The following is a 23,561-nucleotide window of genomic DNA, read 5'->3' on the forward strand; positions in this document are numbered from 1 at the left end:
TATCGCCGGACACATAATTCCATTTACAGTGACAAGATGACGAAACTGTCGAAGGTCGATCTCGTGGGCGTGGGGCTCAACGCCACCGACACCGTTATCCCCCTGACAAACTACCCACCACGTGGCTCTAAGGTTGAGTACCAAACTGCGACCGTCCTACCGGGAGGACAAGTCGCGTCGACAGTCGTCGCCTGCCAGCGCTGGGGAATCAAAACACGATATGTAGGCAAGCTGGGCGACGACGCAGCCGCCGCACTTCATCGCGAAGCCTTCGCTCACGCGGGAGTCGAGACCCAAATCATCACAGCCGCAGGCGCCGCCAGTCCACAGTCCTTGATCCTCGTCGACGCCGGCGGCGAAAGAACCGTCCTCTGCCGCCGAGACGAACGACTCATCCTTCAGCCGACCGACCTCAACCGCGAATGGATCGTCAACGCGCGGGCGCTTCATGTCGATGGCCACGACACCGCCGCTGCAACCCTCGCGGCGACCTGGGCTCGCGCTGCCGGCATACCGGTCATCGCCGATTTAGATGAGCTCTATCTCGGCGTAGAAGAGCTCATCGAAAACATCGACTACCTCATTGTGAGCCGGGATTTCCCCCAACGTCTGACGTCGGAGCCCAGCCTCGAAAAAGCGCTACAGCTAATCCAACGTCGCTATAAATGCACTCTCGTAGCCGCCACGCTGGGCGAAGAGGGCGTCGTCGCCTGGGATGGCAAGCAGTTCCATCACACTCCCGCCTTTTGCGTCTCCGTTGTCGACACCACCGGCGCCGGAGATATCTTCCACGCAGGATTCATCTACGGCCTGCTGCAAGAATGGCCTCTTGCACGCCAACTCGACTTTGCCTGCGCCGCAGCTGCTCTGAACTGCACCGCCGTAGGCGCCAGAGGCGGAATCCAACCCCTCGAAACCATCGAAGATCTAATGAAAGCCGGCTCACGACATCACACGCCTCACTATGTCTAGGTCCGTTCACTAAGCTGCTCGCTAGATTTTCAGAAGGACTCGCACCCCTCATGAAGAGCTCCGCTCCAATCTCACAGCAAAATCTCCAAGCAAATCCAGAGCTGAGCCGGGCCACCCACGCTCTGGCGATCGAAAAAGTCGTGGGCTTCAGCTCGCATCACGCCCAGGACTCCCTCGCCGTCGAGGAGCCACTCGAGATCCAACTTGCCCACGGCGCTCTCGACGCAAGATCCGTAAAGTCCATCTCCGTCACTATGCGCACACCCGGCCACGACTTCGACCTCGTCGCGGGCTTCCTCATGACCGAAGGAGTCGTGCGCGACCCAAACGACATCGACCAGATCGTCTATCTCGCCAACAGCACCGAACTCCCCGCAGCAAATCTCCAGATGGAGAGCGCGCTCCCTTATCGGCCGGAGAAAAACGTCGTCCGCGTAGACCTCGCACCCGATGTGGCCGTGAGCCTCGCCAATCTCGAGCGAAACTTCTACACCACCTCCAGCTGCGGCATCTGCGGCAAAGCCTCGCTGCTTGCGCTCCAGACCGTCTGTCCACCACGCAGAAAAAACGTCTTTCAAATTGAAGCCGACACTCTTTATCAGCTCCCGAATCGCCTGCGCGAAGCACAAACCCTCTTCAATCAAACCGGCGGAATTCACGGCGCAGCTCTCTTCAACTCCGCCGGTGAATTCCTCTCCGTCCGCGAAGATGTTGGCCGCCACAACGCCGTCGACAAGCTCCTCGGTGCAGAGTTTCTCGCCGACCGCACTCCCCTCCGCGACACACTGCTCTTACTCTCCGGCCGCGCCAGCTTCGAGCTCCTGCAGAAAGCTCTAATGGGCGGAGTCGCCATGGTCGCCTCTGTCGGTGCTCCCTCAAGCCTCGCCGTACAAGTTGCAAAGGACTTCGACATCACCCTCGCAGGCTTCCTCCGCGAAGGTCACTTCAACATCTACAACGGCGCACACCACATACTCGGTTACACATCAGACTAAGCACGACACTAAAAAAAAGGCCGCCACGATCTCCCGCAGCGGCCTTCACTACGTCAAGCGCTTACATACCGCTCTGGTTTCCTGCATCCGGATGAACCACGCGATAGCTCGCACCGCCCTGCGACCAGACCAGCAGCAACAGATCCTTCCCTGTCGGATTCGCGTGCGCTGCATTCACAAACTGCTCCGCCGAAGTTACCGGATGCCGATCCACCTCAAGGATCACATCCCCAGGAGCAAGGCTCGCCTCATCCGCCGGACTTCCCGGACGAACGCTCTGAATCGCAACGCCCTGCACCTGCGAAGGAATATGCAACTGCTGCCGAACATCAGGCGTCAGCTCAGCAACAGCAAGTCCAAGCCTCCCCTTCTGCGGACCCGCGCTCTCACCATTGCTCGCCACCTCGGCATCCTTGTGATATTCGCCAACCTTCACGTTCACCGTCTGCGAAGACCCGTTTCGAATAAGGCCCAAAGCAATCGTCGTCCCCGGAGTATCTTCGCTCACCGCGACTTGCAGCGCGCCTCCGTTGATCACCTTCTGCCCATTCAGCTCATCGATCACGTCGCCGTTCTTCAGCCCCGCCTGCGCAGCTGGAGAGTCAGGCGACACCTGCGTCACAATCGCACCCGTCGCCTCCTTCAGGTTGAAGAAGCTCGCATTCTCAGGCGTCACGTCGTTCATACTGATCCCGAGATAGCCGTGATGCACCGCGCCCGTCTTGATCAACTGGTCAGCCGTCGCCCTCACCATCTGCGAGGGAATCGCGAACCCGGCGCCCGCAAAGGAGCCGCCGTTCGAGATGATGAACGTATTGATTCCAACCAGCTCTCCCCGCGCATTCACCAGAGGGCCGCCCGAGTTGCCAGGATTGATCGCAGCATCGGTCTGAATATACCCACCAGGCTTTCGTGCATCGTCACGATAAGGATTCTGCCGATCCACAGCACTCACGATTCCACGCGTCACCGAAAACTGAAAATACCCAAACGGACTGCCGAACGCCAGCACCGTCTGTCCCGGCTTCAGCTTCGTCGAATCGCCCCACGCAATGCTCGGCAGGTCGTGCGCTTCCACCTTGATCACCGCGATGTCCGTCAGAGGATCACGCCCAACCAGCTTCGCCTTCAGCACACGCCGGTCATGCAGCGTCACACGCATCTCCACCGCACCATCGATCACATGATTGTTCGTCACGATATAACCATCCGGTGAGATGATGATCCCGCTACCAATCCCATGCTCCAGTTGCGGCTGCTGCGGATGGAGCTGCTGCATCATCCCCGGCGGCAGCTGTCCAAAGAACTGCTGAAGCCCCGGCGGCAATGCCTGACCCTGCTCCTGACCGTCCTCCTGATCCTCACCCACCTGGTGTTCCGCCGAGCCACGCGATGTCACCGCAACGTTAACCACCGCCGGCGTAACCCGCGCCGCAACCGCCTCCACAGCGTTGTCCAGCGCAACCAGTGAAGACACACTGTTGTCATCCATCGGTGCGGGAGAAGAGATCGGCGACGAGATCATCGCCGCATGAACGCCATTGTGATGAACCAGCATCCCAGCTGCCAGCACCAGAGCCGCGGCAGCGCCTGCAGGAACGGCAACCCGTCCCGCCTTACCTACTAATTTATTAGTTTCAAACGACATGATCGATCCTCACAACGGTTCGTACAGCTTTGTTTAAAGTTGAATGACCAGCCAGCCGCCCGCGGTAGGCACGGCTGCAAACGAAGAAGAAAACACCCGCTCACTCGACACCGTGAGCACCATCCTTGGCTGCAACGACTCCTCCCAAGAGGTCAGCACAACCCATCTCTGCATCCGCACCATCCCTCGATCCTGCTTCGCGCGCAGCAGCGCAGCCGAATGCACCGAGCGACGCCGTTTAGCCGCAGTTGCCTTCGTTGGCTGAATAATCTGGCCAGTCGAACCCATCGGCATAGAAGCCTTTAGCAGAATCTCGTGTGTCGCGCCCGCAGCAGGAATATTCGCTACAGAAGGACGAAACGCGACAGCTTGATACTCTGCATCGGCCGCAGCGGAACGCTGCATGTCGGCATGCAAAGCAGCTGCACCACCGGAGAACGCAACAACCTGCGGACAACGTGAAAGCTCAGCCGCTCCCCCAACGAGTCCGAGCACAAGCACACTCATCAACACGCGAGCCTGCGTCCTGCCCATCCCTTCACTGCGCCGCAGAATGCTATGCACTCTCTGCGCCAACTCCGATCGTCTCTCCCACGCACCCAGCGAAAGCACAGCTGCTCTCCGCCTCAAACGCTGCTCAGCCAGCCCCGTCAGGCACGTCGCGTAGGCCTTCGGAGCCTTGGTCGTTCGAAGCACTGCGTCGTCGCACGCCAGCTCCCGTTCGAAGCACAACCTTCGCTCGATCCATAGCAAAACCGGATTCAACGGCACCAGCACCAAAACGATCTTCTGCACCAGATTCATCCAGTCATCGGCCCGCCGCAGATGTCCAATCTCGTGCAACACAATCTGCTCCAGTTCCGCTGGAGTAAGCCGCTCATACACCTCAAGGGGAATCAAGATCCGCGGCGAAAAAAATCCAATCACACTCGGCCGGTCCACATCCGCCGACGTGCAAAGCGTCACCCCACGCCACCCCGCTGCCGCCAGCGACAAATCCCAACCCGAGCCCGTCTCCAACGGCGTCGCGCGCTTCCAAATCCCGCGCAGCTGCACCGCACTGATCGCCAACTTCGCCCCGCGCACCATCGCAACCGTCAGCCACAGCGCAGCCATCGCAAAGCTCCATCGCACATCCAGCTGCACCACTGCACCATGACCGGCCGCCTCATCACTAGAATGAATTCCGTAAGCATGAAGCAGCGGCAGCAACGCCAGAACTGCAAACACCGCCGTCCAAACCGCAAACCGAACCGCAGCCGTAGTCTTCGGCACTAGCCGCAGACAGATCCACACACAGGCAGCCAGCACCAGCCCCTGCCACAACCCCGACACCACAGCCCCAGCCGCCACTCGCGACAGACCTTCGACAGCATGCAATAGGTTCAAATCCATCCCAATCACAGTTCGTCTCCCGCGCGGTCATCCGCGGCCACCGCAATCGCCTCTTTCAAGCGCTGCAACTCCTCCGCCGTCACCTCGTCATCCCCAAGCAGCGAAAGCAGCAACCTCTCCCTCGAATTACCAAAAAAACGCTGCAGCATATGACGAACCTCGGACCGGCTCGCCTCCTGCTCTGCAACGCAGGGGCTATACAGAAACGCCCTGCCCTCCTGCCGGTGACTCACATACCTCTTCTGCTCCAGAATCCGGATCGTCGTCAGCACAGAGTTATAAGCCAGCGCCGCCCCCTCTGGCATCGCAGCCACCAGCTCTCCCACAGCCGACTCGCCGCGCGCCCACAGTATCTTCATGAGCCGTAACTCAGCCTCTGTCAACGTGATGGACTTCTTCGGCGGCATCACCCTCTCAACGTCCAGACTCCCTCAAGCGATCAGAAGTCTGAAACTATTCAAAGGAGAGACGATCAACTAATCCATTAGTTAGCACAACAACCCCAAAAAAATAGTCGCCTCTGGATACCATTGCTCGCGATAAACCTACACCAGCTTCGATCCGAATCAAGCAGAAACAGCGCGATCGAAGCTTCCCATCGAAGGATGCTTCGACAACAGGAGGCCCACCTCTAAGAGCCCACACTCAAACGAATAAACCCATATCTGTTTGTCCGCGGCCAAACCAAAAATCCCTGTATAACTTGCATCCGGACCGTAGTATCGTCTTTGCCATGGCTGCGGAAGACGCGAACGATCTGCGTAGAGCGCTCGAGAAGAACGAAATTATTCCGTACTTTCAACCGCTGGTGGAGCTTCGCACAGGCCTGCTCAGCGGATTCGAGGTCCTCGCGCGTTGGCAGCACCCCGTCCGCGGTCTCATCACCCCCAACGAATTCATCCCCCTCGCCGAAGACACCGGCCTCAACGGCCAACTCACCGGCAACCTCCTCCGAGCCGTCTTCGCCGCCGCAAAAAACATCCCCGACCACCTCACCCTCTCGGTCAACATCTCCCTCACCCAGCTCACCGACTTCTCCCTCCCCAAACACATCCACGCCGCCGCCGAGCAAGCCAGCTTTCCTCTCAACCGTCTCATCCTCGAGATCACCGAAAGCGCTCTCGCCAGCAACACCGAGCACGCCTACCGCATCGCCACCGAACTCAAAGAGCAAGGCTCCCGTCTCGCCCTCGACGACTTCGGCACCGGCTACTCCAGCCTCCGCCACCTCCAGTCACTTCCCTTCGACGAGCTCAAAATCGACGCCAGCTTCGTCCGTTCCATGGGCCACACCCGAGAGAGCCGCAAGATCGCCGCCGCTATCGTCGGCCTCGGCAACAGTCTCAGCCTCACCACGGTAGCCGAAGGCGTCGAAAGCCAAACCATAGCCGACATGCTCCTCTGGCTAGGTTGCGATCTCGGCCAGGGCTGGCTCTACGGTCGCCCCGTCCCGCCCGAACAACTCCCCGAGGTCCTCGCCGCCAGGCTCGACCCCGCTCCTCCCATCCCCGAGCCCCGCTCCCCCGCAGCCGACTCCACCCTCCCTCTGCGCCTCGAAGCTCTTCCCACTCAACGCCTCGCGCAACTCAATGCCATCTACGATGGGGTCCCAGTCGGACTCTGCTTCATCGATCGCAACCTGCGTTACGTCAGCGTCAACAAACGCCTCGCCGGAATGCATCACCTCCCCGTAGCCGCGCACCTCGGCCGTTATATCTCAGAGGTCATGCCAACCGTCTTCCCCCTCTGCGAACCCTACCTCCTCCGCGCACTCAACGGCGAAGCCAGCAACGACCTCGAGATCTGCTACCCGGACCCCAATCCCCTCAACGAAAAGCGCACTCATCTCATCTCCTTCCACCCCGCCCGCGACGAGGCCGACGAGGTCATCGGAGTCTCCGTCTCCGTCGTCGATATCACCCGCCGAAAACAGGCCGAGCAGGCTCTCGCCGAAAGCGAAGACCACTACCGCCACACCGTCGAGCTCAACCCCCAGGTTCCCTGGACCGCCGACCCCGACGGCATGATCCTCGATGCCAGTCAAAGATGGGAGAGCCTCACCGGCCTTTCCGTTTCGGACTCTCTCGGAACCGGTTGGATCCGCGCCCTCCACCCCGACGACGTCAAACCAACCTCCCGCATCTGGACGGAGTCCCTCCGCACCGGCCGCCCGCTCGACGTTCAGTACCGCATCCATCGCGTCGATGGCACTTGGCGCTGGATGCGCGCTCGTGCAACGGCACGCCGCGGAAAGAACGGCAAAATCATCCGCTGGTACGGCACCGTCGAGGACATCAACGACCAGAGAAGTGCCGAGGAGGCCCTCCGCCGCAGCGAAGCTCGTCTCAAAGCGGTCTTCGACGCGGTTCCAGTAGGAATCGTCATCGCTGAAGCACCCGATGGCCGCGTCGTCATGAGCAATCCGCGAGCCGAGGAGATCCTTCGCAGCACCGAGGCCGCTCCAGCCATGATCGACGACTACTGCAAAGAGTCCATCTCGTTCACACCCGGACCCAACTCGGAATCCAACCGGAATATCGATCAGGACCATGACCATCCGCTCGCCAAAGCCATCATGGGAGGAAAATCCATCGGCCCAACCGAGTACCTCCGCTTCCACAGCGACGGTTCAAGCGCCTGGATCAGCCTCACCGGCGCCCCCGTTCTCGACCCGGACGGCAAAGTCTCCGGCGGCGTCGTCGCCATCCAGGACATCGACGAAGACAAGCGCGAGATGCAGCGCCTCTCCGACCTCAACACCGTCCTCAAAATCAAACTCGAAACTCACTAATAAGCCACAACTCTTCCCAGCTATCTTTTGCACTTGCACCTGCTTTTATCTCGTCATTGCTTGTTCTTTTGTTGTCATCCCGCAGGGATCTGCTTTTTTGTATTTTGCCTTTGCCTTTTGCTCGTTCTTCACCCCCCCAAAAATGGTCATCTCGACCGGAGTCGCGGCGGTTTCATCGCACGACGCAGTGGAGAGATCCCTGTATTTCGCCTTTGTATTTGTCGTTGCAGTCATAGCAGCAAAGAGAAACGTAACGCTTTTGCGGTTGCCTGTCCTTTTGCTTGTCATTCCGCACCCTGAGCTTCGTCGAACGGGGGAGGAATCTGCGGTTGTTTCTTTTCTTCTGCGTGCAGAGCCATCCTCTCAAGCGAACCCTGCTAGCGTAGTACCAAATGGCCCACGCCCACACCATAGCGAGCGTCCGTTACACCTTCGACTCCCTCGCCGATCTCCTCGCCAAAGCCACCCCCGCCCGCTCGGGCGACGAACTCGCAGGCATCGCCGCCACCAGCGCACAACAACGCGTAGCCGCGCAGCGCACCCTCGCCGATCTCCCCCTCACCCACCTTCTCAACGAACCCATCGTCCCCTACGAGACCGACGAGGTCACCCGCCTCATCCTCGACACCAGCCGCACCCCCGCCGCCATCACCGCCTTCGCCCCGATCTCCAGCCTCACCGTAGGCGAACTCCGCGATCATCTCCTCTCGGACGACGCCACTCCCGCCAGCCTCGCCGCCCTCGCCCCCGGCCTTACCCCGGAGATGGCCGCCGCCGTCTCCAAACTCATGCGCCTCCAGGACCTCATCCTCGCAGCCCGCAAAATAAATGTCGTTACCAAATTTCGCACCACCGTAGGCCTCCCCGGACGCCTCTCCACCCGTCTCCAACCCAACCACCCGACAGACAACCCCGCAGGCATCGCCGCTTCCATCCTCGACGGCCTACTCCTCGGCTCTGGCGACGCCGTCATCGGCATCAACCCCGTCTCCGACAACGTCGCCACCCTCACCAACCTGCTCCACCTCGTCGACCACATCCGCCGCCGCTACGACATCCCCACCCAATCCTGCGTCCTCGCCCACCTCACCACCCAGATGCAAGCCATGCAGCAAGGCGCGCCGCTCGACCTCCTCTTCCAATCCATCGGAGGGACCGAAGCCACTAACAAGAGCTTCGGCATCAACCTCGCCCTCCTCGAAGAAGCCCACCAACAAGCCCGCAGCCTCAACCGCGCACCAGAGAACCCCACCCCCAACATCATGTACTTCGAAACCGGCCAGGGCAGCAGCCTAAGCGCCAACGCCCACCGCGGAACCCGCGGCCAGGGTATCGACCAGCAAACCCTCGAAGCCCGCGCCTACGCCGTAGCCCGCCACTTCAACCCAATGCTCGTCAACACCGTCGTCGGTTTCATCGGTCCCGAGTATCTCTACGACGGCAAGCAGATCCTCCGCGCCAGCCTCGAAGACCACTTCTGCGGCAAACTCCTCGGCCTCCCCATGGGCTGCGACATCTGCTACACCAACCACGCCGAAGCCGACCAGGACGACATGGACGCCCTCCTCACCATGCTCGGCGCCGCAGGCGTCAACTACATCATGGGCGTCCCCGGAGCCGACGACATCATGCTCCACTACCAGAGCACATCCTTCCACGACGCCCTCTACCTCCGCCGCCTCCTCAACCTCCGCCCAGCCCCCGAGTTCGAATCCTGGCTCAACACCACCGCCCCCCACCGCCTTCACCTGCCGGCCATGCTCCCCTAGACGCACTACCCGCTTGTCGCCACGCGAAGCTATGGCAACTCAGACGGAACGCGCTCCCAAACTAGACTCCGTTCGTGAACTTCTCCCATCTCATGAATCCCTTTTGCAACCAATATCAGCCGGCTACCATCCAGGGAAAAGTTCCGGACGCCTTCCGTGCCCCGCTCGGCTGGATATAACGATTGTGTGATGTGATGGGTCACTGTGGAGTTTGACTTGTCTACAGTCCAGGTACCGCAATACGCGTAGTAACCGTCAACCAGATTAGCCTTTTCGGGCGGCGTCGCCGCCAGCAAACCCTCGCGAGAGCCACTGCTGGCCAAAGTTGGTTTTGGGTCCGAAACAATCTGCACGCTCATCCAACCGCTGCGGTCGTAGATCAACACTCCTTCCGGATGTCGGCCGTAGAACGGATAGATGACTTCGCCGTTCGGGCGAACGGTCTCAACGCTGACGAGCCGCCACGTGCCGACCAATTTGTGCGTTACAGAGTTGGCGCGTTGCTCCTTTATAGCTGGATGAGTCGATTGGGCGTAACCCGTTACGCTGGCGGCCACCGCGAAACAGCAACCGATTAAGGCAAGAAACGATCGCATAAGTTTCCTCCGTAGACGAGTGTTGCGGAACCCCCAACTTTTGCAGTTGCTGTTGCGCTTGCCTGGTTTTTGTTTTGTCATTCCGCAGCGCAGGCGTCTTCTGTTGTTCTTTCCTTTGCGTGCACCCGCTTCGAGCGAATCACAGAGCCATTCTTTCGAGGAAACCAACGGCCTGCACTTCCACAGCTGTAAAGCACCGCCCGTTCAATACTTCTTCCCACCCTTATGCGTCTCGAGCCCCAGATCCTCCGCAACGTTCGGATCATATTGACCCAGCTCCGCCAGCAGCCCCTCATCCGAAAGATCAAGCTGCTTGGAATTCTCCCAGTCATGCCGAACGATCTTTTTCAGACGGTCGATAATGTGCTCATCCCTCACCTCGATCGCCAGCTCCCGCCGGCTATCAAAGCTCCCCGGAGCAAGATTGATCGACCCAATGATCGCCCGCGCATCATCAGCCAGCAGCAGCTTCGCATGCAGCTTGATGTGTTTCAGCTTGTGAATCTTCACGCCAATGTCTTCCAGCACCCTCAGTCCGCTCACACCCTCAATCAACTTGTCTTTCTTCAGTTTGTGCGGAGGCCGTGCCATGATGTGAATCGTCACCCCACGCTGGTTCGCTCTCACCAGGTGCTCAATGATCGTCGGATCCTGGTACCGCTCATTCTGCAGCCACAACGAGTGCTTCGCCTCATCGATCAGTTGCCCCAGCCGCTGCCGCCCATTGCCGATACACCAGATCAGATGCGAGTGCTCTCCCGCATTGAAGTTCTCTCTCTTCCAATCCGCGTCGAAGCACTCCATGATCTCTTCAACCTCGTGCTTATGCGTCGTCACAATCGCATAGTCCCGCGTCTCGGTAAGATTCTTCGTCTCCCAGTTCAGCGACTCGACAAACGCCATCCTGTCATCGATCACCATCGACTTCTCATGCGTCAGGTCAAAGCAAGGATTGCTGTCCAGCACCTCGATCCCCGCGTCCGTCAACGCAATCCGCGACTCGCCGTTCTCCTTCTCCCCATCCCGCCGCTCCGGGTTCAGCATCACCCGCACCTTCACCCCGCGCTGATGCGCCTCCATCACCGCCTGCAGCAAAGTCGGATCCGAAAATACAAACATCTTTACCCGGATCGAATCCTTCGCACCATGAATGGCGTCCAAAATCGGCTGAGCGGAGTCGTCAGGCAAAACAATCACAGAGCGCGACATAATCTCTTCCTTCAACCACTGATCTCAAGAACCGGCGTTGATATCTTCTACAGCCTTTCCCGGCTCAACACAACTCCAGCTCCTCTACGCCATCACCTTATCCAACCCCGCGTCGAACTGCGTACGATGCAGCGCCGCATAGATTCCATTCACCGCCATCAGCTCCTCATGCGTCCCATTCTCCGCCACAACCCCGCCGTTGATCACAATAATCTGATTCGCATCCCGGATCGTGCTCAATCGATGGGCAATCGCAATCACTGTCCGCCCCTTCATCAGCTTTTCCAGCGCATCGATCACCAGCTTCTCCGACTCGCTATCGAGCGCCGCTGTGGGCTCATCCAGCAGCAGAATCGGGCTGTTCCGAACCATCACCCGCGCAATCCCGATCCTCTGCCTCTGCCCACCCGACAGCGTCGATCCCCGCTCCCCCACCATCGTCTCGTACCCCAGCGGCATCTTCATAATGAACTCATCAGCATTCGCCAGCTTCGCCGCCGCAACCACCTCATCCTTCGTAGCCGACGGCCGTCCAAACGCGATATTCTCCAGAATCGTCCCGCGAAACAGCACCGTATCCTGCAGCACATATCCAATCTTGCATCGCAGCGACTTTAGCTTATAGTCCCGCACATCTTCGCCGTCGATCTTCACCGTTCCCGACTGCACATCGTAGAACCGCGGAATCAAACTCACCACCGTAGACTTCCCGCTCCCCGTCGGCCCCACGATTCCCACAAACTGACCCGCCCCAATCTTGAAGCTCACATCCGTCAAAATCGGAGACGCTGCATCATATCCAAACGCCGCATGTTCAAACTCGATCGCCCCCGCGACCGTACCCGGCGCAAACCCATCCGCCTTCTCCGGAATCACCGTATCCGTCTCTAGAATCTCCCGAACCCGCTCCGCCCCCACCGCCGCCTGCGCCACCGCATTGGTTGTCGTCGCCAGATCCTTCACTGGCTTGAAGAACTTCGCCAGGTAAGCCAGATACACCGTCAGTTCCCCCACCGTCATCGTCCTCGCCAGAATCAGCGCCGCCCCCCGCCACAGCACCACCGCCGTGCACAGCGCCACCGTAATCGTCACCACCGGCGACAACAGCGCCTTCACGCTCCTCGCCTTCAACGCCGCGCTCACCGTCGCCTCGCTCACCAGCTGCAACTGCGCCTGCTCCGTCTCCTCCTGCCCAAACGCCTTCACCGCCTGGATCGACTCCAGCCCCTGCTGCACCACCGCAACAATCTCGCTCTGCTCCCTGCGAACCTCATGCGTCGCCTTCTTCACCGCCTTCTTGAAACGCGAAACAAACAGCAGCAGAAACGGCGTCACTCCAACTGCAATCAGCGTGAAGTCCCAGTTCAGCCAGAACATCAACCCCAGCATGCAGACGATCGTCAGCAGATCCACCAGAATATTCAACGTCGAAGACGAAGCGAACCCCTGGATCGTCTGGATATCTGCAGTAATCGTGCTCAGAATCGTTCCCGTCGCATGCGTGTTGTAGTACCCCAGCGAAAGCCGCTGCAGATGCTCATACATCTTCATGCGCAGGTCATGCGCCACCCACTGCCCCACGCTCTCCGTGTAATAGTTGTCAATATAAGAAGCGATTGCGCCAAGCAGCGAGATCAACACAAACGCCAACGCCGCCAGCCCCGCTATATGCATCCTTGATTCATGTTCCAGCAACAGCCCAACCAGCCGATGCAGCCATGGAGCCATCTTGTGGTCGCCAACCACATTGTCCAGAATGATCTTCAACGGCCACGGCGTCGCCAGGCTCATCACCGTCTCGACCAGCATGGCGACAAAAATCCCCACCAGCGTGCCGCGATAAGGCCGAATTAGACTTCCAATAAACCGCAACATAGAGAGCCCTGGTAAAACATGACACCCCGTGCAGAATCGCAGGTCCAACTGATAGATTCGGTCTTCAAGTAGAAATTAACACCATCTCACCAACAAGCTCCGTTTCACGCAACTAGCTCCTACAGGACTCCAGCTCATTCCGTACACTGGCTATCATCGTCTCCCGAACGTCCCAGACCAACATGCCTGAACACGAGATAAAGATAGACCATTCTCAATCCGCCACCCCAGCGAGTACAACGACTCCCTCGCTACGCAACTACACGCCAGCTCGAGTCTCCCTCCGCCGCACCGGCGTAAGTCTCACCACCACAGAGATCCTCGACTTCCAACTCGCCCACGCCCAGGCCCGCGACGCCGTCCACGCCGCACTCGACACCGAACATCTCATCCGCCGCCTACGCACCGAGATCCCCTCCCTGCCCACCCCAATCCTGGCCGTTGCCAGCGCCGCCCCAGACCGCGCCTCCTACCTCCGCCGTCCCGACCTCGGCCGAACCCTCGCTCCCGCCTCCGCCGCTCTCCTCCATCCATCCCCGTGCGACATAGTGATCGTCATCGCCGACGGCCTCTCCGCCACAGCGATAGAGCACCACGCCATCCCCCTGCTCGCCGCGCTCCTTCCCACGCTTCCGCATACTCTCGGCCCAATTTGCATCGCCACCCAGGCCCGCGTCGCCATCGCCGACCAAATCGGCTCTCTCCTCCACGCCCGCCTCTCAGTAATCCTAATCGGCGAGCGCCCCGGCCTCAGCTCCCCCGACTCCCTCGGCGCCTACATCACCTGGAACCCAGCCCCAGGCCGCACCGACGCCGATCGCAACTGCATCTCGAACATCCGCACCGCCGGCCTCGACTACATCACCGCCGCCGCCCGCATCGCCTTCTACTGCACCGAAGCCCAGCGACTCCAACTCACCGGCACCGCCCTGAAAGAGATCACCCATCCCCAACTGAAATCCTAAAGAGCGTGAGTGTAGCCCTCTCATCCCGACCAACGGGACGGCCGCACATCATCTCCGCCACGACAGGGTTATACACGTCACGAAGTGACCGCCTCCCGCGCAGGGAGCCCGTCCGGCAGGACAGCCCTCTCCAAACAGGAAGTCAGAACAGGAACCGCAACGACATCTGTATCTGTCGCGGACTACCAATCGTGTGCGTCACCGTGCCCAGCCCACTCGGGCAATTGTAAAAGCTCCCGGTGCCTGGGGTGGTGGTATTGCAGCCCGTCGGTAGGACCGGCGTTCCAGCCGCCGGAAATCCGTTATAGTTTACGTTCTGCGCCACCTCGTTGCCGGGCACATCGAAGCTGCTCGTATTCGTCAGGTTATAAACATCAAACGTATACGTGAGACTGTACCGCTCCGTGAACTTCGTCACCTTCATCAGCGAGGCATCCGAGCGCTTCTGGAAAGCCTGGCGGAAGATATTGCGCTGACCCGTGGTGAAGTCGGTCTCATAAGGATCTGAGGTCGGAACCGCGCCGCTCAGTCCGCCTGCCTGCAGCACAGGAATCGTAAAACAGGATGCCTTCAAAGCATTCAGATTCGGGTCGCCGCTTGGATTGAACGCCCCGGAGTGGCCCGTCTTCGCGTTCTTCGCCGTGCAGCCAGAAGCCAGCGGCACAATTGGATTCGTAATGCCGTTGCTGACGCCGTAATAGATGCTACCCACGGCTCCGCTGAAGTCAATCACGCTATAGGGCTGACCACTCTGCAGAATCGTCAGGCCTACCAGCGACCAGCCGTTCGTAAAATAGCTCTCAATAGAGTGGCTATGGACTAAATCGGGCAGCCGGAAGACGTAGTTGAAGTTGATCACATGCGTGCGGTCAAAGTCGGCTGAAGCATATCCGTCGCGCAGATTGCGAGGGTTGTTGCCGTTATAGAACAACCCCAGGCCGCTCTGTTCATCCAGCGCATGGGAGTACGTGTAAGAGGCAGCCACCTGGATCCCGTGGCTCATGCGCTTTTCAAGATGGGCCGTCAGCGCATTGTAGGCATCCACGCCCGCCGCCCGATACGAGATCGACTCTGCAGCATACCCAACATACGGAACCCGATGATCGATGTTGCCGCCCTCATAGTCGAAATCATATCCACTACCGTCAGGCAAAGTGGCTCCGCCGACGTTATAGCCGTAGGAATACTTCTCGCCGTGGATGCTGGCACTGGGTGATGCGATACCCGGCTGGTTGAACGGAACCGGAATCACCTGATGCCGGCCCAGATTACCGACATAGCCCAGTGTGACCGCGAGGTCGTTGCGTGGCTGCCACTGGATATCGAGGGTGTAGTTGAACGTGTAAGGCAGTTTGTTCGTGCGATCGTAGACGCCAAGCGAAATCGGCTGCCCACCATTGTTGATGCTCGCGATATTCGGCAGGTAGTTGCTCAGGTCGGACGACTGCGGATTCGTCGGCGGCGCATTCTGAACGTTCGTATAAGGGTTTGCCAGGTTACCCGTGGCAGCCGTCGGCTCTGTAACCGGTGGCGAGAAGCCGCCGCCGCCGCCGCACGTCGGAATGTAGTAGCTGTAAAGGCTCTGGACCGGGCAACTCTGCGCCGTCACAAACGGAAGCTGCTGATTGACTCCGAAAGGCCCGCCCGTGACCGTACCAATTGCATACCCAGGTGAGAAGTAGCTAAAGAGTTCGCCGCGGTCGTAGTACATCCCGAAGCCCGACCGGACCACCACCTTCCCCCCGAACTTCTCAGGCTGCCACGCCGCGCCCAACCGCGGACCAACTCCCCACTGCCGTCCCGTCAGCGTCGTCGGGCTCACGCCGCTGGTGCCGTTCTTGTTGTTACTCGCAATGATGAAGCCCGGGTTCACAATCGTGTCCGACGACGCGTTGTAGTTGTAAAGCGCGGGGTCAAAGTTGAAGATACGTCCGTTCTTCTCAGTCAGGCCGCCGTCCCAGTCATAACGCAGCCCAGCGGTGATCGAAAGTGTCGGCGTAAATTGAAACTTGTCCTGTACATAGCTTCCCACCTGGTTTGCCCGGTAGTAACGGCTCGCATCGCCCTGCAGGAACGAGCTGACATAGAAAGACGTCGAAGAGCTGCCCGGCGTCACATATCCCTGCGCATAAGCGCTCAAGTCGTCTGTCGCGACGGTGCCGGTGCCCGTACGCTTGTCGATCGTGTTCAGCTGCGTATAGCTGTAGTTGGTTCCGAAGGTGACCGTGTGCTTACCCAACGTCCAGATGGCGTTGCCCGACGGCTGCCAGCGATTCTGGAAGGCCCCGGTGTTAGGAGCCTGCCCCTCGGCATTCGGGCCGATGTTCAGGATGCCGGAGCTAACCAAACCATGTTGGGCTTGTGCGCTCCCCAGCACATTTACAATCGACACGCCGGGAAAATAGTTCGACCCAAACTCATTGATCGAAACCGTGCCCTGCGACCCTCCAGGAATCGCGTTCGGCCCAAAGGGCTGCTCGTTATCCACCCACGTCTTCTCGCGAAGGAACCCCAAACTCTCCGTCGTACTCAAGTTCGACTTCACCAGGTAGGTGTTAATGATGGAGAAGACTTGCGCGCCGGAGTCGAGGTGTTCGGTAAATCCCGGAACGCTCGAGTAGGCATAAGGAGCAAGGGTGGGATCGTGCTGATAAAAATACTTCAGCGAAAGCGTGTCTTTACTGTTGATGTTGTAGTCAAGATTAGCCACCGCCATATCGGCCTTGAAACGGCCAGTGCCCGGAAGAAAAGCGTTGTAGGGGTGGGAGGCAGACATGACCGACGATCCTGTGTCGTTCGGCACAAGCCACTTGCCCGGCTGACCCGGAAGCGAAGGCGAGTTGAACAGAGCCAACGCAGTACGATCGATGTTGGCCGCGGTCAGACTGGTACCAAAGGGACCGTTGATCAGGTTCGCGAAATCAGCAGCATCACGATTGTTATCGGAGAGACCAACCGGCACGTTGATGAAGTTGTCGCCGATCTCCGTATCCGATACCTGCAGGTGTTGGTACGACACGAAGCCAAACAACTTGTCCTTTATAATCGGACCACCAAAGGTGCCCCCGGCGACATAGCGATGCAACTCAGGATTCTGATCCTTGGAATCATTCGCCAGGAGCGGATTGTTCTTGAAGAAAAACGGCGCTGCATTAATCCAATTCGTCCCGCGACGCCCATACGCCGTGCCGTGATACGCGTTGGTGCCGGAGGCAGTATTCAAGTCGATGTGCGCCCCAGAAGTAGAGCCCTGCTGCGCGTCATACATCGAGGCGTTCACCCGGACCTCCTGAATCGTCTCCGGCGCGGGCGTTGGAATAGCATTGCCGATCGAAAGATACACCGAGGCGACCGTCTGTATCACCCCCGCTCCGCCCTGCGTCGTCGAAGCGCCAGTACTATTCACGACGCGCTGCGAGCCGACCTGGCTGGTACTCTTCCCGTTGAAAAGATTGCTCGCGTCCACGCCGTTGATCGAGAAGCTATTGCTCGTATCGCGCTGACCATTCGCCCAGATCGGCAGATTCCCAAGTCCAGACTGAGCTCCCGTACCGCCAGACAGCTCCGCATTCACACCCGGCGACAGAATCGCCAGCCCGGTAAAGCTCCCCGTAGGCTGCGGTATCGACTCGATCTGCGCCTTATCCAGAACGTAGCCGTTCGTCGTATCCACCGCATTCATCAATGGCGCGGCGTCCACGCTTACCACTGTGTTCACTGCGCCCACACTCAAACTCGCATTCACCGTGCCCGTCCGGTCGCTCTGAACAGGAATCGCGTTCATCTTCTGCGTCTGAAATCCCTCTTTCGAAAACGAAAGCGTATACGTCCCAATCGGCAGATTGGCAAAGTCATAAAACCCATTGCTCCCCGCCGTCTGCGTCCGCGTCAAACCCGTCTGATCTCCCACCACGGTCACCACCGTGCCCGACAGAATCCCCCCCTGACTATCGGTCACCACACCCGTCAGACCACCGAGCGTCTGCTGCCCAAACACCGGACAAACCAGAAGCAGCAACGCCATCTGGCAAACAAGGACGAGAAACGAAAAACGCATACGTTTAGTCATAATCTGGCTCCTGAAGTAGTGCAGCGTGAACGGAAACAAGTCTCTTTTTGTCTGAAGATAACCAATCCGGAAGACACAAATGCAGCGATGCAACACGGCGGACCCGCGGTGACGACGCCCAGGCAACTGTGAACTTAAACTTCGCGACAGGTGAAATTCAGTTTGCTATGTGAACTTGGAATGAAAATCAGCATATCTGAAGTTGTCAAAATTGCGAAGAAAAATCTCGTCGCGCCTTCCACCCATCCCGCGCGATCTGAGTCCCTCAAGCCGTAAAACATCTCGCACTTACGCCGAAACATCCCGCCACAAAGAAAGAAGCCGCCTGCGACATCATCGCAAGCGGCTCACTCACACCTCGTTCATCTCAGCTCCAACCTACTTCGTCGCACCCTTCTCCAGCCCGCGATACTTCAGCATCGGCTCCACCTTCGGCGCACTCCCCAGCCACGCCTCATACATCTTCGCCAGATCCTCCGTGTTCCCACGCGACAGCACCATCTTCCGGAACCGGTCTCCATTCGCCCGCGTCAATCCGCCATGATCCTGAAACCACTGGAACGCATCATCATCCAGCATCTCGCTCCAAAGATACGCGTAGTACCCCGCCGCATATCCCCCGCCCCAGATGTGCGAGAAGTAGCTCGACCTGTACCGCGGCGGCACATAGCTCAGCGCAAAACCCTTCTTCGCCAGCGCAGCTTTCTCGAACGCATCCGGCTCCTGCAACCCATCACCCACCGGCAGCGAGTGCCACTGCATATCCAGCTCCGCCGCCGCCAGCAACTCCGTCAGCAGATACCCCTGGTTGAAGTCCGCCGCCTTCTTGATCTTCGTTGCCAGATCCTCAGGCATCGCCGCGCCCGTCTTATAGTGCTTCGCATAGTGCGCGAACACCGCCGGATACGTCGCCCAATGCTCATTGAACTGCGACGGAAACTCCACAAAGTCCCGCGCCACCGACGTCCCCGACAGGCTCGGATACTCACTATCCGCCAGCATCCCATGCAGCGCGTGCCCAAACTCATGGAACATCGTCACCACATCGCTGAAGCTGACCAGCGCCGGCTCCCCCGCCGCAGGCTTCGGCAGATTCGCAACGTTGTACACCACCGGCAGCGTGCCCATCAGCTTCGACTGATCGACGAAGTTCGACATCCACGCGCCGCCGTTCTTGTTATCCCGCTTGTAGTAGTCGCAGTAAAACAGCGCCAGCGGCTTGCTATCCCCGTCGAACACCTCAAACACGCGCACATCCGGATTCCACACCGGAATATCCTTCCGCTCCTTGAAACTCAACCCATACAGCTGTCCCGCCGCATAAAACACACCATTCTCAAGCACGTTATTCAACTCGAAGTAAGGCCGCACCTGCGCCTCATCGATGTCGTACTTCGCCTTCCTCACCTGCTCCGAGTAAAACTCCCAATCCCACGCCTCAACCGAAAACCCACCCTTCTGCGTATCGTTGTTTTGAGAGTCGATCACCCCCTGAATATCCTTCGCCTCATCGGCCGCATTCGCCGTCGACGGAGCCACCAGCGCATCCATAAACTTCAATGCGTTCTCCGGCGTCTTCGCCATCTGGTCTTCAAGCTTCCATCCGGCATAGCTGTCATGCCCCAGCAGTTTGCCCTTCTCTGCCCTCAGCTGCGCAAGGCGCGCAATCGTCGATCGTGTATCGTTCGCATCTCCACGCTCGGTCCGCGTCCACGAAGCATCAAACACCGCCTGCCGCGTCGCCCTCACACTCAACGACGAGAGATAGGGCTGCTGCGTCGTATTCTGCAACGGCAACACATACCCCTCCTTCTTCCGCTCCTTCGCCGCCGCCTCCGCCCCGCTCAAATCCGCCGCCGTCAACCCCGCCAGCGCAGCTTGATCCGTCGTCGCATAAGCCGCATCTTTGGTCGCCGCCAGCACCTTGCTTCGGAAGCCGTTCGACAGCGTCGACTCCTCTTCATTCAGCTTCCTCAGCTTGTCCTTATCCGCATCCGACAGGTTCGCTCCCGCATGAACAAAGTCTCTATACCTCACCTGCACCAGCCGCAGCCCCTCCGGGCTCAGCTTCAGCGACTCCCTCTGCTCATACACCGCAGCCACACGATGAAACAACTTCGTGTTCAGATAAATCGCGTCCCTGTGCGCCGCCAGCTTCGGAGCCAGCTCCTTCTGTACCCTCTCCAACTCAGGATTCGTGTTCGCTCCCGTCACTCCGCTGAACGCCGCCATCGCCCGCTGAAACAGCGAGCCTGTCTTCTCCATCGCCACAACCGTATTCTCAAACGTAGGCGCAGCGGAGTTATCTGCAATCGCGCCGATCTCCTTCAACTCCTCCGCCATCCCAGCCTCAATGGCCGGCTCATAGTCGCCATCCTTGATCTTGTCGAAGGGCGGAGCCTCAAACGGCAGCGTACTCTTCGCATAAAAAGGATTCCCCGGCCCAAACGCCACCTGCTTGTCGTTCACTACCGCACCCTGCGAACTACTCACAATCACCCCCGCAAACGCTCCCAACACCACCACTAAACTCGCACGCCGCAAGAAAACCGGCGCAATCCCTGACAACCATGTCTGTCGCAATGGGCATCTCCCAATCCCAAATTGTAGAAGATTTTCCGAAGGGCCGCGGGTTTCCTGTTGTACTTGCACTTGCGGTTGCGGTTACATGCCCTTTTGTTGTCATTCCGACGCGAAGCGGAGGAAGCTGCGGTTGAAGCTGCACCTGCACTCGGTTGCGTTGCGGCTCCGCTTGCACTTGCACTTGCATGCCCTTTTACTGTCATTCCGCAGCAACATTGTCTCTGCGACATGCCGCTAACATCGCTCAAATTGTCATCGTCATGCATCAGGTGAGTGGCTCCTAGCCCTGAAGCGGGCTAGCCTTGCTGGTCTATCCCATCGGCGGTACTCTTGCGGAATGCAACCCCTCCGGTATTCCATCAACGTCACATTGGACGGGTGCTGCGATCATCGAGCAATTATCCCGGATGAAGACTTGCATCGCCACGCGGTCGAGAACCTCAACCAGGCCGATGCCCTCCTCTTTGGCCGGGTGACTTACGAGATGATGGAGGCAGCGTGGCGGCAGCCGGCGCGGGCCGGGACGAGGCCTGATTGGATGGAACCCTTCGCCCGGACGATCGACGCGGCAAAGAAGTACGTCGTGTCGAGCACCTTGGACCGGGTCGATTGGAACGCGGAGCTCGTGCGCGGAGATCTGGAGAAGGCCGTTCAGCAGCTCAAGCGAGAGCCGGGTAAGGGACTGTTCGTGGGAGGCGTAAAGCTCCCGCTGGCCTTGGCGGAGTTGGGATTGATCGATGAGTACGAGTTCGTGGTGCAGCCCAGGCTGGCGGGCCACGGGCCGACGTTGTTCTCCGGGCTATCGAAGCATGTCGACTTGAGGCTCGTGAGCCGGCAGGAGTTCGGCTCGGGGGCGGTGGCGATGCGGTATGAGCCCAAAAGATAGCCATTAGGCTTGTTAGCGATCCAGTGGAAATAATCCGACCGCCGCATCCGCAGTAACACTGTCTCTGCGACAAGCAACTAATTCCCCACTCGCCAGGGCGAAGTAGTCTTCCACCCCCTCAACTCCTTCGTAGCCCACGCCGTCGACTTATCCCTATGGCACGAAGTACAAGGATTAGGAATCCCCGACAACTCCGTCTCCTTCGGCGTAATAAACCGGAACGTATGCGCACTCACAAAGTTGTCCTTGATCGTCTGCTCGATCTTCGGCATATGGCACGCCACACACTCACTCCCCTTGCTCCCCGCCGCATGATGCGTATGCTCACTGACCGTCCCCTTCAGCCCCGCAGGATTGTCCTTCGTGTGGCACGTCAGACAAACCGCATTCCCCCTCGCAATCAGGTCCGATTCGTTCTCATTACTGTGAACCTGATGGCAGTCAAAGCATCTGATCTGCCGGTGATACATATTGCTCTGCACAAAATCATTCCCCTGCATCCTGTTCTTGTGCGCCGTCAGGTCCGCATACTGAAAAAAGTTCGTCACTCCCGGCTTCAACTCTTCCAGCGTCCAGAACTCCGCTAGCCGCTCCCCCGGCACAAAACCCACTGGCCAGTCGAAGTACTTCCCTTCGATCGGATTCCCCATCGGCCGTCCCTGGCTGTGGCACTGAATACAGGTATCGTTCCCCCGCACATAATCAAGCGTTCCCGGGTTCACAATGTTCTGTTTCGTCGGATGCGCTACATGCAGACTCCCCGGCCCATGGCACTTCTCGCAGCCCACATTCCACTCCGTCACCTGCTTCGTCTCCACGTTGTAGTTCACCGAGTGGCACCCATCGCACGTCGGCCCCGTAGGACGATCGAAGTTACTCGGCCCGTAGAACGGAAGCCACCAGTCAGTCCCCGTCTCCGCGTGATACGGCAGCCATCTCCCCTTCTTCACATCCCACTGCGCCGGCTCCGGATAGTAGTCGTCCCCACGCTTGGTAAAAAACCTCTGCTTCCACCGGCTCCCATACACAAACGCAACATCATCAAGCCCAAACGTCACCAGCGGATTCGGATGCGTAAAGTCCGCCAGCACCGCCTCGGGATGCGCCTTTGGATCACGCACCACATTCGCCATCCGCGTCTGCTTCCACCCCCTGTACGCCGCAGCATGACACGTCTTGCAACTCTCCGAGCCCACAAACTCCGCCTTCACCGTAGCCGCCCTCGCCCAGCCTGCAAGCAAACCCGTAAACACAAGCACGAAAAAAAACCGCCACCCGCCGGCCATCATCCTCTCCCCCCATCCATCCCCCTGCCCCATCATGGTCTCCGACTATAAGCGAACGCCGTCACAAAATTGTCAGCGCGTCCGGAGCGTTGTTAAGCGAGTCCAGAGCGTCGTCAGCCCATCCAGAGCGTCGTCAGCCCATCCAGAGCGTTGTCAGCCCATCCAGGCGCTAACCCTCCGCTCCCAGCCGAGCCTTCGATCGCCGCTTGCTCATCCTCCCTCCAAACGCAAAGCCCCGTCATCTCGACCGAAGCTGTTCACAGCCTCACGTGAACAGCGCAGTGGAGAGACCTCCGTATTTGCATTTGCATTTGCATTTGCATTTGCACCTTGCCTTTGCCTCTAGGTACCCCAAGGCTTCAGCCTTGGGCCTCTCAAGACAAAAAGAAAAGGGGGCTTTAGCCCTTGGGGTATGCCCTCCTCTCCGGCCTGTTCTAATGAGCCGTCAGATCCGCATACTGAAAAAGGAATTGTTAGCGCATCAGAGAGCCTCCCCCCAGCAGCACCACCCCAAATCACCAC

16 protein-coding genes are annotated in these 23,561 nt (G+C 59.0%); 6 read left to right on the forward strand and 10 right to left on the reverse strand.

Annotated elements, in window-relative coordinates; all coding sequences use genetic code 11:
• The first annotated feature begins 36 nt into the window (after positions 1 to 36).
• The gene (locus HDF12_RS16975; protein WP_179585241.1) at positions 37 to 972 is read left to right on the forward strand and encodes a carbohydrate kinase family protein; all 936 of its coding nucleotides are present in this window, start codon (positions 37 to 39) and stop codon (positions 970 to 972) included.
• Positions 973 to 1,022: 50 nt separating this feature from the next.
• Positions 1,023 to 1,967 (forward strand): formate dehydrogenase accessory sulfurtransferase FdhD, encoded by a 945-nt coding sequence (gene fdhD, locus HDF12_RS16980; protein ID WP_179585243.1) that lies wholly within the window; start codon positions 1,023 to 1,025, stop codon positions 1,965 to 1,967.
• Between the two features lie 61 nt (positions 1,968 to 2,028).
• Here the strand turns inward: fdhD and HDF12_RS16985 are convergent, their stop codons facing one another.
• Genes HDF12_RS16985 through HDF12_RS16995 form a run of 3 tightly spaced genes read right to left on the reverse strand, consistent with a single transcriptional unit; the run spans position 2,029 to position 5,417 of the window.
• Entirely contained in the window at positions 2,029 to 3,615 is a 1,587-nt protein-coding gene (locus HDF12_RS16985) for a Do family serine endopeptidase (protein WP_179585245.1), read from the reverse strand.
• Between the two features lie 33 nt (positions 3,616 to 3,648).
• Complete coding sequence (locus HDF12_RS16990; protein ID WP_257025805.1) at positions 3,649 to 5,010, reverse strand: M56 family metallopeptidase; 1,362 nt, start codon at positions 5,008 to 5,010, stop codon at positions 3,649 to 3,651.
• Positions 5,011 to 5,015: 5 nt separating this feature from the next.
• Positions 5,016 to 5,417, reverse strand: coding sequence for a BlaI/MecI/CopY family transcriptional regulator (locus tag HDF12_RS16995; RefSeq protein WP_179585249.1), 402 nt, complete (start codon positions 5,415 to 5,417; stop codon positions 5,016 to 5,018).
• Positions 5,418 to 5,743: 326 nt separating this feature from the next.
• On the opposite strand from HDF12_RS16995, the gene HDF12_RS17000 reads away from it, so the two are divergent.
• Positions 5,744 to 7,801, forward strand: coding sequence for an EAL domain-containing protein (locus tag HDF12_RS17000; RefSeq protein WP_179585251.1), 2,058 nt, complete (start codon positions 5,744 to 5,746; stop codon positions 7,799 to 7,801).
• Positions 7,802 to 7,846: 45 nt separating this feature from the next.
• Here HDF12_RS17000 and HDF12_RS17005 read toward each other — a convergent pair whose 3' ends face one another.
• Positions 7,847 to 8,089, reverse strand: a complete 243-nt coding sequence (locus HDF12_RS17005; RefSeq protein WP_179585253.1) for a hypothetical protein — start codon at positions 8,087 to 8,089, stop codon at positions 7,847 to 7,849.
• A gap of 104 nt (positions 8,090 to 8,193) precedes the next feature.
• Between HDF12_RS17005 and HDF12_RS17010 the strand changes: the two genes are divergently transcribed.
• A complete protein-coding gene (locus HDF12_RS17010; protein WP_179585255.1) occupies positions 8,194 to 9,570 on the forward strand; it encodes an ethanolamine ammonia-lyase subunit EutB in 1,377 nt (458 codons plus the stop codon).
• Between the two features lie 29 nt (positions 9,571 to 9,599).
• Here HDF12_RS17010 and HDF12_RS17015 read toward each other — a convergent pair whose 3' ends face one another.
• The 3 genes from HDF12_RS17015 to HDF12_RS17025 all read right to left on the reverse strand — a co-directional run bounded on the left by HDF12_RS17015 (position 9,600) and on the right by HDF12_RS17025 (position 13,250).
• Positions 9,600 to 10,166 (reverse strand): lipocalin-like domain-containing protein, encoded by a 567-nt coding sequence (locus HDF12_RS17015; RefSeq protein WP_179585257.1) that lies wholly within the window; start codon positions 10,164 to 10,166, stop codon positions 9,600 to 9,602.
• A 204-nt stretch (positions 10,167 to 10,370) separates the two neighbouring features.
• Complete coding sequence (locus HDF12_RS17020; protein ID WP_179585259.1) at positions 10,371 to 11,375, reverse strand: phospholipase D-like domain-containing protein; 1,005 nt, start codon at positions 11,373 to 11,375, stop codon at positions 10,371 to 10,373.
• 84 nt (positions 11,376 to 11,459) lie between these two features.
• Complete coding sequence (locus tag HDF12_RS17025; RefSeq protein ID WP_179585262.1) at positions 11,460 to 13,250, reverse strand: ABC transporter ATP-binding protein; 1,791 nt, start codon at positions 13,248 to 13,250, stop codon at positions 11,460 to 11,462.
• A 182-nt stretch (positions 13,251 to 13,432) separates the two neighbouring features.
• On the opposite strand from HDF12_RS17025, the gene eutC reads away from it, so the two are divergent.
• Entirely contained in the window at positions 13,433 to 14,215 is a 783-nt protein-coding gene (gene eutC, locus HDF12_RS17030; protein ID WP_179585264.1) for an ethanolamine ammonia-lyase subunit EutC, read from the forward strand.
• A 142-nt stretch (positions 14,216 to 14,357) separates the two neighbouring features.
• Here eutC and HDF12_RS17035 read toward each other — a convergent pair whose 3' ends face one another.
• Both HDF12_RS17035 and HDF12_RS17040 read right to left on the reverse strand, forming a co-directional pair.
• The gene (locus HDF12_RS17035; RefSeq protein ID WP_179585266.1) at positions 14,358 to 18,284 is read right to left on the reverse strand and encodes a TonB-dependent receptor; all 3,927 of its coding nucleotides are present in this window, start codon (positions 18,282 to 18,284) and stop codon (positions 14,358 to 14,360) included.
• 378 nt (positions 18,285 to 18,662) lie between these two features.
• On the reverse strand, positions 18,663 to 20,867 hold the full coding sequence (locus HDF12_RS17040; protein WP_257025712.1) for a M3 family metallopeptidase: 2,205 nt from the start codon (positions 20,865 to 20,867) through the stop codon (positions 18,663 to 18,665).
• Between the two features lie 337 nt (positions 20,868 to 21,204).
• Here HDF12_RS17040 and HDF12_RS17045 point away from each other — a divergent pair, with 337 nt between their 5' ends.
• Positions 21,205 to 21,753 (forward strand): dihydrofolate reductase family protein, encoded by a 549-nt coding sequence (locus HDF12_RS17045; protein ID WP_179585268.1) that lies wholly within the window; start codon positions 21,205 to 21,207, stop codon positions 21,751 to 21,753.
• Between the two features lie 77 nt (positions 21,754 to 21,830).
• Here HDF12_RS17045 and HDF12_RS17050 read toward each other — a convergent pair whose 3' ends face one another.
• Positions 21,831 to 23,075 carry a cytochrome c3 family protein gene (locus HDF12_RS17050; protein WP_257025713.1) on the reverse strand — a complete coding sequence of 415 codons (1,245 nt, stop codon included), beginning with the start codon at positions 23,073 to 23,075 and terminating at the stop codon, positions 21,831 to 21,833.
• Between the last annotated feature and the right edge of the window lie 486 nt (positions 23,076 to 23,561).

The organism is Tunturiibacter gelidiferens (assembly GCF_013410115.1).
Lineage (GTDB): Bacteria > Acidobacteriota > Terriglobia > Terriglobales > Acidobacteriaceae > Edaphobacter > Edaphobacter gelidiferens.

Coding starts and splice junctions, on each gene's coding strand:
- HDF12_RS16975 (WP_179585241.1), top strand. CDS start 37: ATGACGAAACTGTCGAAGGTCGATCTCGTGGGCGTGGGGCTCAACGCC.
- fdhD (WP_179585243.1), top strand. CDS start 1,023: ATGAAGAGCTCCGCTCCAATCTCACAGCAAAATCTCCAAGCAAATCCA.
- HDF12_RS16985 (WP_179585245.1), bottom strand. CDS start 3,615: ATGTCGTTTGAAACTAATAAATTAGTAGGTAAGGCGGGACGGGTTGCC.
- HDF12_RS16990 (WP_257025805.1), bottom strand. CDS start 5,010: ATGGATTTGAACCTATTGCATGCTGTCGAAGGTCTGTCGCGAGTGGCG.
- HDF12_RS16995 (WP_179585249.1), bottom strand. CDS start 5,417: ATGCCGCCGAAGAAGTCCATCACGTTGACAGAGGCTGAGTTACGGCTC.
- HDF12_RS17000 (WP_179585251.1), top strand. CDS start 5,744: ATGGCTGCGGAAGACGCGAACGATCTGCGTAGAGCGCTCGAGAAGAAC.
- HDF12_RS17005 (WP_179585253.1), bottom strand. CDS start 8,089: ATGACAAGCAAAAGGACAGGCAACCGCAAAAGCGTTACGTTTCTCTTT.
- HDF12_RS17010 (WP_179585255.1), top strand. CDS start 8,194: ATGGCCCACGCCCACACCATAGCGAGCGTCCGTTACACCTTCGACTCC.
- HDF12_RS17015 (WP_179585257.1), bottom strand. CDS start 10,166: ATGCGATCGTTTCTTGCCTTAATCGGTTGCTGTTTCGCGGTGGCCGCC.
- HDF12_RS17020 (WP_179585259.1), bottom strand. CDS start 11,375: ATGTCGCGCTCTGTGATTGTTTTGCCTGACGACTCCGCTCAGCCGATT.
- HDF12_RS17025 (WP_179585262.1), bottom strand. CDS start 13,250: ATGTTGCGGTTTATTGGAAGTCTAATTCGGCCTTATCGCGGCACGCTG.
- eutC (WP_179585264.1), top strand. CDS start 13,433: ATGCCTGAACACGAGATAAAGATAGACCATTCTCAATCCGCCACCCCA.
- HDF12_RS17035 (WP_179585266.1), bottom strand. CDS start 18,284: ATGACTAAACGTATGCGTTTTTCGTTTCTCGTCCTTGTTTGCCAGATG.
- HDF12_RS17045 (WP_179585268.1), top strand. CDS start 21,205: ATGCAACCCCTCCGGTATTCCATCAACGTCACATTGGACGGGTGCTGC.
- HDF12_RS17050 (WP_257025713.1), bottom strand. CDS start 23,075: ATGATGGGGCAGGGGGATGGATGGGGGGAGAGGATGATGGCCGGCGGG.